Annotated in this window: 12 protein-coding genes; 2 read left to right on the forward strand and 10 right to left on the reverse strand. The window is 40.6% G+C overall.

Annotated elements, in window-relative coordinates; translation table 11 throughout:
* Nucleotides 1-237: 237 nt before the first annotated feature.
* From F9817_RS14830 to fabR, 4 genes are all read right to left on the reverse strand, one after another.
* On the reverse strand, nucleotides 238-963 hold the full coding sequence (locus F9817_RS14830) for an aspartate/glutamate racemase family protein (RefSeq protein ID WP_161156912.1): 726 nt from the start codon (nucleotides 961-963) through the stop codon (nucleotides 238-240).
* A 16-nt stretch (nucleotides 964-979) separates the two neighbouring features.
* Nucleotides 980-2,155: an S-methyl thiohydantoin desulfurase family protein gene (locus F9817_RS14835; protein WP_161156914.1), complete on the reverse strand. Its 1,176-nt coding sequence runs from the start codon at nucleotides 2,153-2,155 to the stop codon at nucleotides 980-982.
* 211 nt (nucleotides 2,156-2,366) lie between these two features.
* On the reverse strand, nucleotides 2,367-2,750 hold the full coding sequence (locus tag F9817_RS14840) for a YijD family membrane protein (RefSeq protein ID WP_161156916.1): 384 nt from the start codon (nucleotides 2,748-2,750) through the stop codon (nucleotides 2,367-2,369).
* Complete coding sequence (gene fabR / locus F9817_RS14845; RefSeq protein ID WP_161157001.1) at nucleotides 2,734-3,387, reverse strand: HTH-type transcriptional repressor FabR; 654 nt, start codon at nucleotides 3,385-3,387, stop codon at nucleotides 2,734-2,736. Before fabR ends, F9817_RS14840 begins: the two co-directional genes overlap by 17 nt.
* 314 nt (nucleotides 3,388-3,701) lie before the next feature.
* Here fabR and sthA point away from each other — a divergent pair, with 314 nt between their 5' ends.
* Complete coding sequence (gene sthA, locus F9817_RS14850; RefSeq protein WP_161156918.1) at nucleotides 3,702-5,102, forward strand: Si-specific NAD(P)(+) transhydrogenase; 1,401 nt, start codon at nucleotides 3,702-3,704, stop codon at nucleotides 5,100-5,102.
* Nucleotides 5,103-5,164: 62 nt separating this feature from the next.
* Here the strand turns inward: sthA and dinF are convergent, their stop codons facing one another.
* The 4 genes from dinF to F9817_RS14870 form a co-directional block, all read right to left on the reverse strand.
* Nucleotides 5,165-6,505 carry an MATE family efflux transporter DinF gene (gene dinF, locus F9817_RS14855; protein WP_161156920.1) on the reverse strand — a complete coding sequence of 447 codons (1,341 nt, stop codon included), beginning with the start codon at nucleotides 6,503-6,505 and terminating at the stop codon, nucleotides 5,165-5,167.
* A 235-nt stretch (nucleotides 6,506-6,740) separates the two neighbouring features.
* Nucleotides 6,741-7,553 carry a class I SAM-dependent methyltransferase gene (locus F9817_RS14860; protein ID WP_161156922.1) on the reverse strand — a complete coding sequence of 271 codons (813 nt, stop codon included), beginning with the start codon at nucleotides 7,551-7,553 and terminating at the stop codon, nucleotides 6,741-6,743.
* An 86-nt stretch (nucleotides 7,554-7,639) separates the two neighbouring features.
* Complete coding sequence (lexA, locus tag F9817_RS14865; RefSeq protein ID WP_161156923.1) at nucleotides 7,640-8,269, reverse strand: transcriptional repressor LexA; 630 nt, start codon at nucleotides 8,267-8,269, stop codon at nucleotides 7,640-7,642.
* A 77-nt stretch (nucleotides 8,270-8,346) separates the two neighbouring features.
* Nucleotides 8,347-8,709 carry a diacylglycerol kinase gene (locus F9817_RS14870; protein WP_161156924.1) on the reverse strand — a complete coding sequence of 121 codons (363 nt, stop codon included), beginning with the start codon at nucleotides 8,707-8,709 and terminating at the stop codon, nucleotides 8,347-8,349.
* A 218-nt stretch (nucleotides 8,710-8,927) separates the two neighbouring features.
* Here F9817_RS14870 and plsB point away from each other — a divergent pair, with 218 nt between their 5' ends.
* Nucleotides 8,928-11,363, forward strand: a complete 2,436-nt coding sequence (gene plsB / locus F9817_RS14875; protein ID WP_161156925.1) for a glycerol-3-phosphate 1-O-acyltransferase PlsB — start codon at nucleotides 8,928-8,930, stop codon at nucleotides 11,361-11,363.
* A 90-nt stretch (nucleotides 11,364-11,453) separates the two neighbouring features.
* On the opposite strand, the gene ubiA is transcribed toward plsB, so the two are convergent.
* Together ubiA and F9817_RS14885 are read right to left on the reverse strand one after the other, a co-directional pair.
* The gene (gene ubiA / locus F9817_RS14880; RefSeq protein ID WP_161156926.1) at nucleotides 11,454-12,311 is read right to left on the reverse strand and encodes a 4-hydroxybenzoate octaprenyltransferase; all 858 of its coding nucleotides are present in this window, start codon (nucleotides 12,309-12,311) and stop codon (nucleotides 11,454-11,456) included.
* Nucleotides 12,312-12,854 carry a chorismate lyase gene (locus tag F9817_RS14885; RefSeq protein WP_161156927.1) on the reverse strand — a complete coding sequence of 181 codons (543 nt, stop codon included), beginning with the start codon at nucleotides 12,852-12,854 and terminating at the stop codon, nucleotides 12,312-12,314. It abuts the gene before it with no gap.
* Nucleotides 12,855-12,864: the final 10 nt, after the last annotated feature.

A 12,864-nucleotide genomic window follows, 5' to 3' on the forward strand; every position in this document is an offset into this window, starting at 1 on the left:
TAGTTAATGTTAATATTCATTAATAGAATAAACCAAATGATAAAATATTCAGAATTGTTTCAATATTGATACTAAAGCTATTGTTAAGTAGAGGTAGTTATCAGTATTGTCTAATGTCACAGAGTAAGCCAAAAAGTAAAAATTTACTTACCCTGTGAGTTTTTATTACGTTACAGATACAAAGTAAAAGATGTATTTATAGCTAATAAAAATGAGCTTTTAGGTAGCTCGTTTCTTTCATTCAGCAGATGAGATATATGGATAACTCACCCCACTATGAGATAGTTTGTTTTTTACCAACATGATTAAGTAACTAATAGCACAACGGTTTGGATCCATCACAGGCACATACACACCGTACTTAGCACTTAGCTTCTTACTGAGCTTTTTGGCATACCCAGTAAACCCCGTACACCCAAACATAATGCTATCAGCACCATCTTGGTCTATCGCTTTACAGGCTAACTTAAACAAATCATGTAAGATTATCTTTCTTTCGTGGCATGTACTGCCTTTAAGGTCATTAACACTTTGGTCTAGTGGTCGTATCGATGCTAGGTTTTCTGTTACTCCAAACGCTCTTACATGCTCATTTTGCAGATCAACCACATCACTAACTGTAAGAATGGAGACCTTTTGACTCAAGAGCATCGCCGTATAAAAACTTGCCCGAAATCCCCCAATAACAGGAATGGTTACCGCTTGTCGTGCAGCTTCGACCCCACACATATCCATATCAGTAACAAATACCCCATCGTATCCCTCTTTTTCCGCTTGAATGACTTTTTCAACCACATAAGGGGCATTATTCGTTAAATCAATTCGAGATTCGATAAAGGAAGAACCATGATCTATATGTTCTAGATCAATCGTAATATTTTCAGTTCTAAATTTATCAACACTATCAGAAATTTGATCAGTAAATTCTTTGGTATTAACTGGAATAATAATTTTTAATTTCATTTAATAATATCCATTATTAATTCGTGATTTTTATTGGTGAATGATAGTCACCAAAATAATTAAACTTTTTAAATATTTCCGCGAAATTATCATGGAACCATTTTTGATCAATTTGTTTAGCACAATTAACAGTATAAATTGCCATATTTCTTAATCGATAATCAGTTGGTGTTGTTTCCCATACTTCCATTATCTCATCATTACTTATTAACGATGCATCACTAGAAAAACAACAAATTGAATCAGGGGCCATTGCTATTGGTGTACCTAAATTATCAGACCAAAGAAGCAAATTTTCATTTTGGGAAATAACGAAATATTTATCCCCATTATCACTTTGGTATTCTTGAACACCCCAATCGAATCCATTTTCAGTTTTATCTGTAATGCTGACTAATCTTCCTTTCATAACACACTGAGCACCAGGAAGACGCTCAATCACATCGAAACAAGAACCACTCTCTTGTACACTCACTTTAATGTTTTTTCCTAGATCTTTTGCTTTCATCAACATATCGGGTACCGCAGCATTATCCTGCTTTAGTTGGGAGCCTTTCATGGCGAATGACGACAGTGATGCACGCTGATCAAAACTGGTTGATTCACTGATAATCGCTCTCGTCATAGCATCGACATCAGAACTTGAATTACATTGGATAGTTAACACGCCACCATTGTCTTTTAGCGAATCCTCGGAGGTCAGGACACAAGGGGATACTGGGATTGGCGCATTGAGTTGGGGATTAGAAAACGTCGATAATTGTAAGCATGGAAAGGCCCTTCCACCTCCATCACCATTGATGATTGGGATTTTTTTATAAGCAGCGACCAATAGGCTCATACCATATGCAATAGCGCCAGTTTCAACAGGAGATAACGCAGAAAATTCCTTCTTTAAAACTTCTTCTAAGGCTTCAAATGACGTAACAGGAGAACTGCCATATCCTTTTTTCAAAAACTGTTCCGGTGCGCCCATGGCAGCCAAAACAGGAAGCCAATCCTCATCTTTAACTTCATCAATATCAATGTACTTAACTCGAATTTCTGAATTTGATTTTTCTTTAAACAAATCATCAATTCTATCTAGCAATGCTTGACCATTTTTTAGTGCACCACCTCCCCCGGATGCATAGAAATGAGCACCTAAAATAATATTATTCAAATCTTCTCGATTAAGAACACCATGAGCCATAAATAAAATCCTTCTTATTTTTAATGTGTGAAATCACAACGTTAAAGATATGTCGAACTCAATACAGTATCAGCCTGGTATCAATTCGGTATCAATTTGGTAATTTAGGCAAAATAATGTCCGGTTAGGTAATAACTATTGGATTCAAATAAAAAAAACGAGCACTGTGTGCTCGTTTTTTATTGGTCATACGATAGTCAATTTATTTAACTCAGTCGGTATCTTTTTTCTTCGGAGTAAGAAACCCTAATTTTTTCCCAATCCATAAAACTAGAACCATCAAAATAATCAAAGATAAAAAGTTACTTCCTTCTTGTGGATATTGAGCTTTAATAAAAGCAGAATGTCCTACCGCCCCCACAAAAAAACATGCTAACCCAACCAAAGGAATATCTTCAGCGATTGGATTACGTAAATATTCTTGATATAAGGCCTGCACTGACAGTACGAGTGCTATTAATGGAAAAATTGAGAACGTCACTTCGCTCATCATTATCCAAGATAAAATATAATCCCCACACATCCCTGCAATCAGAGCGAGGACTAAGGTCTTACGTTCAGAACCATGATTTGATGTGTCATTTTGCTTCGACATGCAATTCGCCTTTTCTTTGGTGATGTTCACGTTCTTTACGGTACCAATGCGCACCTTTGGCAATCATCCGTAATTGTTTAATTAACCGACTAGCAAGTTCATCCCTTTCTTGACGGCTCAAGTCTAATGCCTCTGCTCCAGAACTGAATACCAAAGTCACTGATGCTTCAGCCTGTGTTTCAGCTTCTTCACGACTCATTCCCGTCGCAATCAAATACTCAGCAAGTTCAGCAGAGAAATGCTGGATTTCTCTAGCTACAGCAGCACGAAATTCAGCAGAAATACCAGAACGCTCGCGCAATAACAGTCGGAATACGTTCGGACTGTTAGAGATAAATTCCATAAAAGTTTCCACGGATGTACGAATAACGCTGCCTTCTCTGACAATTCTCTGCCTCGCTTGGCGCATCAACTGACGCAGCAATAGGCCACCTTCATCCACCATCGTCAGCCCAAGCTCATCCATATCTTTGAAATGGCGGTAAAAAGATGTAGGTGCAATTCCAGCCTCTCGAGCTACCTCACGCAAACTTAAATTTGAAAAACTGCGTTCAGCACTTAACTGACTAAATGCCGCATCAATTAATGATCGACGCGTTTTCTCTTTCTGCTGGGCACGAACTCCGGTCGCTTTCATAGAAACTACAATCTCAGTTAACTCTCTCTGCTCCATACTATAACCTGATTGCCCATTTTGTCTAAGCATCAAAACACACCCTAACAAAAAGACATCCGATTTGTTCGATCAAGCCGAAAACCTTGCTCACAAAAAAGCATCCCATCACGCTTTACACTATTCTTTAAATAAAAGTATTCGCACAATGACCGCGTGGCAAAACATCACGCAACGTGATCCCTTCCACTCTGTCAGCAAGGCTTAGTGCCACTTAGGAATAAGGTAAGTTACACTATTAATACAAAATATTAACAACAATAACGAAGGGATTTTCAATGGCACAGAATAATCATTTTGACGTGATTGTAATTGGCAGTGGTCCAGGCGGTGAAGGTGCTGCGATGGGGCTAGCGAAATCAGGGAAACGCGTTGCTGTGATAGAAAAAGAACACAGTGTCGGCGGAGGTTGTACTCACTGGGGAACTATCCCATCGAAAGCATTACGTCACGCAGTAAGCCGTTTTATTGAATTTAATAACAACCCTCTCTTTTGTAAAAATAAAACCAGCTTGCACGCTTCGTTTTCTGACATTTTAAATCACGCCAAAAGTGTTATTGATAAACAGACTCGTCTACGCCAAGGTTTCTACGACCGAAACCAATGCACCTTACTATTCGGTTTAGCAAGCTTTGTCGATGAACACACTATCAATATCACGGCAGAAGATGGCAGTAGTGAGCAGTACAGTGCCGATCACTTTGTGATTGCAACCGGCTCTCGTCCCTATCAACCCAAAGATATCGATTTCTCTCACCCAAGGATTTACGACAGTGATTCCATTTTGAGTTTAGAGCACGACCCTCGCCACATTATTATTTATGGTGCAGGTGTTATTGGCTGTGAATATGCGTCGATATTTCGTGGTTTAGGTGTAAAAACTGACTTAGTAAATACTCGTGATCGCTTACTTTCTTTCTTGGATAACGAAACTTCCGATGCTCTCTCTTATCACTTTTGGAATAGTGGCGTTATCATTCGTAATGATGAGATGTATCAAACAGTTGAAGGTAGCCAAGATGGCGTAGTTGTGCATTTAAAATCGGGCAAAAAAATGAAAGCCGATTGTATCTTGTTTGCCAATGGTCGCTCAGGAAATACCGATAAACTTAATTTGTCTGCCGTTGGCCTAGAACCTGATTCACGCGGGCAACTGCAGGTAAATAAAAGCTATCAAACTAACATTGAACATATTTATGCGGTGGGAGATGTCATTGGCTACCCGAGCCTAGCCAGTGCAGCTTACGATCAAGGGCGATTCGTCGCACAAGATATTGCGTTTGGTGAAGCATCAAGCCAATTGATCGAAGATATTCCTACCGGTATTTATACCATTCCAGAAATAAGCTCTGTGGGTAAGACAGAACAAGAACTGACAGCAGCAAAAGTTCCTTACGAAGTAGGACGTTCTTCGTTTAAACATTTAGCGCGAGCACAAATCGCTGGGAAAAACATTGGTAGCTTAAAGATTCTTTTTCATCGAGAAACCAAGCAAATCCTAGGCATCCATTGCTTTGGCGAACGAGCTTCTGAAATTATTCACATTGGTCAGGCAATCATGGAACAGAAAGGGGAAGCGAATACCATTGAATATTTTGTAAACACGACATTTAACTACCCCACCATGGCTGAAGCTTACCGTGTTGCTGCACTGAATGGTCTAAATCGCTTGTTCTGAAGTTTACATTTCCCAAGTAACCAATAAAAATGCAGCGTTTTTTCGCTGCATTTTTCTATCCGTTACACTAAGAAACGCTGTGCTTTCCACTGCTGTGCCATTACCACAGATAAAGTCAGCCCCCGCATTGCCATAAAGGTTAACATCGATAACCACAATCCGTGATTTCCCCAACTTTGGGTCGACCAGAAAAGAATAAAAAAGCTCGCTGCTGCAACAAACATACTATTGCGCATCTCTTTTCCTTTAGTTGCACCAATAAATACGCCATCCAGCAAATAACACCACATGGAAACCAACGGCATCGCCACCAGCCAAGGCATAAATTCCATAGCCTGTTGATGCACGTTAGGAATATCGGTTATCAATCCTACTAATCCATCACCGCATAATCCAAACACCATGGTGAGCAGTGCACATATCAGTAAGCTCCAAAATACGGTACCAATCATTGCCTCTTTTAATTGGTGTTCACTCTTCGCTCCAATTGACTTTCCGACCAAGGCTTCCATTGCATAAGCAAACCCATCCATTCCATAAGAGATGAACATGACAAAGCTCATCAATACCGCATTAGCAGCAACGGTCTTGTCTCCCAAAGCTGCACCTTGAAAAGTCATTAAACTAAAAACCACTTGCAAACATAACGAGCGCAGAAAAATATCACGGTTTAATTTAATAAAACGCACTAAACCATGACTCACCTGCCCCCATACGGATTTTGGAGATGGAAGATGGTGTGAAATCCAATAACGTACAACGCATATCAGCGCAAATATGGTTCCAACATAATCAGAAATAACAGAAGCCAAGGCGGCGCCTTCCACTTTCCAATTCAAGCCAACAACAAAGAGTAAATCGAGAACAATATTAACAAGGTTAGTAATGATCACCATCCACATTGGAGCGCGCGCATTTTGTGTACCTAATAACCATCCCAGTAATACGTAATTAGCTAAAGAAGCTGGGGCGCTCCATACTCGAATCGTGAAGTATTGATAGCCGTAGTGTTTGACGTGTTCACTAGCATCGCTCCATTGAAAAATGAGATCAGCGATCACTCGGTGAAATAGGAGAAAGACTGTGGCAAATCCGATTGCCATAATAAGCCCTTGCAACAAAACTCGAATCAACTGTTTTGGGTCTTCACTACCGACGGCTTGAGCGGTTAACCCCGTGGTAGACATCCGCAAAAAGCCAAGTAGCCAGAGCGTAACACTGATCATCGTGCTGCCTAAAGCAACCCCACCTAAATACCAAGCATGGTCTAAATGGCCAATAACAGCCGCATCAATTAAACCTAATAGTGGAACAGTGATGTTGGATAAAACCATTGGTACTGCAAGCCAGAGTACCTGTCGATGAACAGTCCTATTTGATAACGTTTGAAGAATGAATTGCACACTTTGCCCTCTTTGTTAGAAGGCAAAGTGTAACTAAGTTAATGCTAATGCTCTATCCCCAAGTTAGATCAAGATGCTGTTTCAGCAAGAATGTATTCATTTCTTTAGGAGGAACGGATTTGCAAATAGAGTCACTCTACGTAGGAGCTATTACTCCTACGTGACCGACCTTTGCTCACTGATAGCGCTCTGCATCGCAAACCTTAAGGTCATTTAAAAATATTGTAGAGCTTGATTACCAACGCAATATTGTAACAACTGGAGTAAAACGCAGTTTATATCGGCCTAATTTACGCAGTGTGCGTTGCCACAGTTTCCAACGTGTACAATGCCTATCAAGAGGAGATAGTGCTGATACGGACTTTAACCAAGGCAAGCATTTCAACATTGCATTACAAACAGAATCAAATCCATGCTGATAAATACCTGAGCCCAATTTTTGGCCAAGCTTAGTCGATGTTTTGTCACCAGCCAATACTACACAAGCAGTCGCCGTTGAAAAATTGAATCCTAGAGCATGAATAAAATGAGCCACTTGCTCGGCATCACAATCTAATAAAGCATGTTCACATAATACTAGAATCGGCGCATTTTCTGGCACAGGCAGATCATCGAACCAATCTAACTCAGTCACACTGCCGGAGAAATGCTGATACCGTTCACTACGATGAAAAAGCTTTTGCCGCCACAAAAGGTTCTCTGTGATATCAAGCTCGACCCAATGACAGCGCCCATTATCAATCCGATAAAATCGAGTATCTAACCCCGCACCGACATTCACAATCCAGCCATCCGGATGTAGTTCTAAGAAATGTCGTACCTGCTGATCACACACTTGGGCTAATGTTGCATGCAATAACTGCTTTTGATCGATGTCACCAGAAAGGCAATCAGGGGCGAGTTGGCAACGCTGACAAGCAGTCGCTGCGATAGGATCGTATATAAGTCCGTTATCAACCAAACTTTCTCGACTACGCAACCATAACGGTTGTACAAGATTGGTTGGGATCTGATAACGCTTATTTGTAGGAGTTGAAGCAGCACACATTATCATCTTCCTTATAGGGCAACAGAAAGATGATAATGAATATCAATTAGATTTACAAGTTATTGAGAATAGATCTCAAGAAGATTTTACATCCAGTCAGTATTACGAATAATACCTACGGCAATCCCTTCAATCGTTAACTGCTGACAAGTGAGATCAACTTCAATCGGTGCGAAATCGTCATTTTCTGCATGTAGTAACACCGTAGAGCCTTTGCGCTCTAAGCGTTTCACTGTGACATCATCTTCAACACGAGCCACCACAACCTGACCATTACGAACATCTTGCGTTTTGTGCACAGCTAACAAGTCACCATCCATTATGCCAATTTTTTTCATACTTTCGCCATGAACACGAAGCAAGAAATCAGCATTAGGTCGGAACATTGCACGATCAACTTGGTAATGTGCTTCAACATGTTCTTGAGCCAAAATAGGTTCGCCTGCAGCAACCTGACCAATAAGAGGTAAACCTTGTTCTTCTGGAGTATCATTGGCTGCAGTATCCAACAAAATACGAATACCTCGAGAGGCACCAGGGACAATCTCAATCACTTGCTTACGAGCAAGTGCTTTTAAGTGTTCTTCCGCTGCATTAGCAGAACGAAATCCTAACTCACGGGCAATCTCTGCGCGAGTTGGCGGCATTCCTGACTCTTCAATTTTAGTTTTAATCAGATCGAAGACTTGTTGTTGGCGTGGCGTTAACGGCTTCATAATTCACCTGTCTGTTTATACAGTTGCCTGTGAGTATATCCAGTATTTGGTTAAATGCAAAGCCAATTGCTCATTTTTTAGATAAAGAGGATATCAATCCAAACAAAAGCCGTGATGACCATCATAATCAGCACAGCAGCCGACCCCATATCTTTCGCTCTACCAGCCAGTTCATGGTATTCACTACCAATACGATCAACCACGGCTTCAACTGCACTGTTGAGTAGTTCAACAACCATAACCATGAGTAGCGAACTAATCATTAAGATACGTTCAACATGAGTCACATCCAACCAACATGCGATTGGGATTAAAATACAAGCTAATAAGACTTCTTCTCTAAAAGCTGCTTCGTTTTTAAATGCAGCTTTTAACCCCTGAACAGAGTATCGACTCGCTTTAATTAAACGTTTCAACCCTTGTGGATTTTTTGTACTCACAGGTGCTCCAAGGCTATTTGCAAATTTATCATTATGATTAGACGCTCGAATCATCAATTAAGTTAACAGGTTCGACCAGCTCTGTTATTCTTAAAACTCAACAATTATAAATCAGTGATGCGTTCTATCTCTCAACCACATCGATGGTGAATGTTTGTTTAATATACAAAAATGGAACGCTTAAAACTTACGACTATTTCTTGAGGCTCAGAACTCTTATGTCTTCTGGACACAGCTTAACTCGTTCATTACTCAACCTACCGTTAAAGATATTGGTGAAAGGAAATGCTATTCCATCAAAGCCCATTGATGATTTAGGGATCAATGTTACCAAGCCGATCGTTTACGCACTACCTTTTCGTTCCAATGTAGATTTAGTGACACTTCAGCGCTTCGCAATTGAGGCTGGACTCCCCGATCCGCTACAACCGCTAGAGATTAATGACCATCAGTATGAACGTTATGTATTTATTGGCTCTCGCCCTAAGTTAAGAAAAGCAGATAATCATATACCAACAACATCAATTCAGCTGTTCTCTGAGTTACTACAACAACATAAAGTAGACTCTGAACTTGATGTTCAAGTGATTCCTGCCACTGTTTTATGGGGTAGAAAACCGGGAAAAGAAGGTGAACACAAACCCTATTTACGAGCCTATCGTTCAGGACAAAAAGCCAAAGTAGTACTCACTTCAGGTCGAGACTGTATGGTTAGGTTCAGCCCCGTCGTATCCCTACGCTATATGGCAGATAACCACGGAACAGATGAAGCGATTGCATTAAAGCTAGCACGTGTCGCCCGCATCCATTTTTCACGTCAAAAACTTGCTGCGTCCGGCCCTAACCTGCCCGAACGTTATCAACTGTTTGAAAGGTTAATGAATTCTCCGGCGATCAGAAAAGCGATTGCAGATGAAGCCAAGAGTAAAAATATCTCAGAAGAAAAAGCTCGTCATGAAGCGCAGAAGATTCTCGATGAGATTGCAGCCAAATTCTCATATTCCTTAGTTAAAAAAGGCGATCGCTTACTTGGATGGCTATGGAACCGTATTTATCAAGGTTTAAACATCAATAATGCAGCGACAGTTCGTAAACTCGCTCAAGATGGCCATGAAATTGTTTACGTACCTTGTCACCGTAGCCACATGGACTATTTGCTGCTGTCTTATGTTTTATTCCATGAAGGGCTAGTCCCTCCACATATAGCTGCAGGTATTAATCTTAACTTTTTTCCTGCTGGCCCACTGTTTCGTCGTGGTGGTGCTTTCTTCATCCGCCGCAGCTTTAAAGGCAATAAACTCTACTCTACTATCTTTAGAGAATATTTAGCAGAGCTGTTCACCAAAGGTTATTCCGTTGAGTATTTTAGTGAGGGAGGTCGTTCGAGAACTGGCCGTTTATTACCCGCTAAAACCGGCATGCTCGCAATGACAATTCAAGCCATGCTAAGGGGGCTAAATCGTCCGGTGACGTTAGTACCCGTTTATATTGGCTATGAACACGTTATGGAAGTAGGCAGTTACGCAAAAGAATTGAAAGGCAGTCGCAAAGAGAAAGAAAATGCTGGCCTCGTATTACGTACCGTAAGAAAACTGCGCAATTTTGGCCAAGGCTACGTTAACTTCGGTGAACCTATTTCACTTAATCAATTTTTGAATAAAAGAGTACCTGATTGGACCCAAGATATTGATCCGATGGGAACAAGTAAACCTCAATGGATGACGCCAACGGTTAATGAGTTAGCCAATACAATGATGACGCGTATCAATAGCGCAGCGGCAGCTAATGCGATGACATTATGCGCCACAGCTCTCCTTGCCTCTCGCCAAAGAGCGTTATCACGCGATAACCTGGTTCGGCAAATCGACTGTTATTTGGATTTATTGCGCAATGTTCCTTATTCGAACACCTGTACAGTACCTAAAGAGGATGCCGTAAGTTTGGTGCGCCATGCCGAGTCGTTGGATAAGTTCATCATTGAATCGGACAAAATCGGGGATATCATCTCCCTTGATCGCAGCCAATCTATTCTGATGACTTATTATCGTAATAACGTTATTCATCTATTGGCACTGCCATCTCTCATTGCTCAAATCATCATTCGTCATCAACGGGTGTCAAAACAGCAAATATTTAAAACCGTAAAGCATATTTATCCTTTCATTAAACAAGAGCTGTTCATCCACTATCAAAACGATGAGCTAGAATCTGTGGTTAATGCTTATATTGATGAATTAGAGAGACAGGAATTAATGACGGTATCTGGCGACCAAGTTCAGATAAATCAAAGTAATACTCAAACTTTGATGCTGTTAGGTCGTACAACATCAGAGACACTGCAGCGCTATGCAATTACGCTAAATCTATTGGTCAAACATCCAGAACTGGGTAAAGCAAACTTAGAACGCTATAGCCAAGAAGTCGCGCAACGTTTGGGCCGACTGCATGGCATTAATGCGCCTGAATTTTTTGATAAGGGTGTGTTTGCTAGTTTATTCATTACTTTAAAGCAACAAGGATATATAGACCAAGAAGGAAATAGCCAACAAGAGCAAAGCTTAAGCTTTGCGAAAGAGTTATACCATTTGCTTTATCCGGAAGTCAGATTGACTATTCAGGAGAGTATTTATCAAACTGAGCTAACGGATATGTAACTGTCACGATTTTCTAAATGACATGAATCACTTATGCATAAAAAGACAAAGCCGCTCAAATGAGCGGCTTTGTTATAAACAATAAAACGGTTAAATTAAGTAAGCAATCAACAAACCGATGCAAACTGCGATCCCAACATAATTGTTATTTAAAAATGCAACAAAACAAGGATCACGCTCTCTATGGCGAATTAAATGCTGCTGATACACGAACAAACCACCAGCAACTAACAGAACCCAATAATAAATAACACCTAAGTGTAACTGGCAGCCTAAACCAATCAACATGGCCAGTGTTGCTAACTGCAGTAAGCCTATGATCAGTTTATCAAAACGACCAAATAGAATGGCCGTTGATTTAATACCAACCTTGAGATCATCATCTCTATCTACCATCGCGTATTGGGTGTCATAAGCAATAGTCCACAACACATTAATCACAAAAACAAACCAAGCCATCATCGGTAGTTCACCCGACTGCGCAGCCCAAGCCATAGGAATCGACCAACTGAAAGCAAGCCCTAAAAATAGCTGAGGTAAGTAGGTATAGCGTTTCATGAACGGATAAATAAAAGCGAGCACGATACCAAAATAAGATAACCTGATGGTTAAATCGTTCATGGTCAACACTAAAGCAAATGAAATGATGGATAATGTAACAAATAAGAATACCGCTTCTTTCGCACTCACCACCCCTGAAGGTAACGGCCTGTTACGTGTCCTTTTCACAAAGCCATCGACTTTGCGATCGGCAAAATCATTAATTACGCAGCCAGCAGAGCGCATTAAAAAAACGCCCAGAACAAAAACAATGAGCACTTTCCAATCTGGTAAGCCCTTTGCTGCAATGATCAATGCCCAAACGGTTGGCCATAACAAAAGCAGTGAACCAATTGGGCGATCCATACGCATTAACTGCCAATATGCGCGTGCTTTAGCAAAGGTCATCTAAACAGGCTCCTGAGTATAAATAGGGGAATGAGGTAAAAAGAGTTCTGCGACTAGCATTGGTTTGTGATCCATCCATAAACGTGAACGTCGAGCTAATAAAGGCTTACCGTCAACGTCGGCCCACCCTACTTCCAATCCATCACGTTTCACATTATCCGCACTAAAAACCGTTAATCCTAGAGGAGTTGTTCCTTGGTTAGATAAATCATGCTGTGAATCACGAATTGTTGATTCAGGAATAAGGGTACGGCCAATCACCCATGGTTCATCATCACCTAAAAGCACAACTTCTCGAACCCAGCAATCTTCTGAGGTATTGAGAGGGGCAACATCATTATCTAATAAATTTTTATGCGCAACTTGTTGATTATTTATCAAATTAACATTAAGTTGGTTACATTGTTTGGCTAATAAACGTGATAATGAGCCTTTTTCCAACAGCCATTTCTTACTCTGTTCATCAGGAAATGTGAACATACTGGGTGAAGACCAGCTAACGTAATGTAGCGAATATAGGTAGAGCGAAGTAAACTTATTCATACTAATATTT

The organism is Vibrio eleionomae (assembly GCF_009874545.1).
In the GTDB taxonomy this organism is placed as follows: Bacteria; Pseudomonadota; Gammaproteobacteria; order Enterobacterales; family Vibrionaceae; genus Vibrio; species Vibrio nitrifigilis.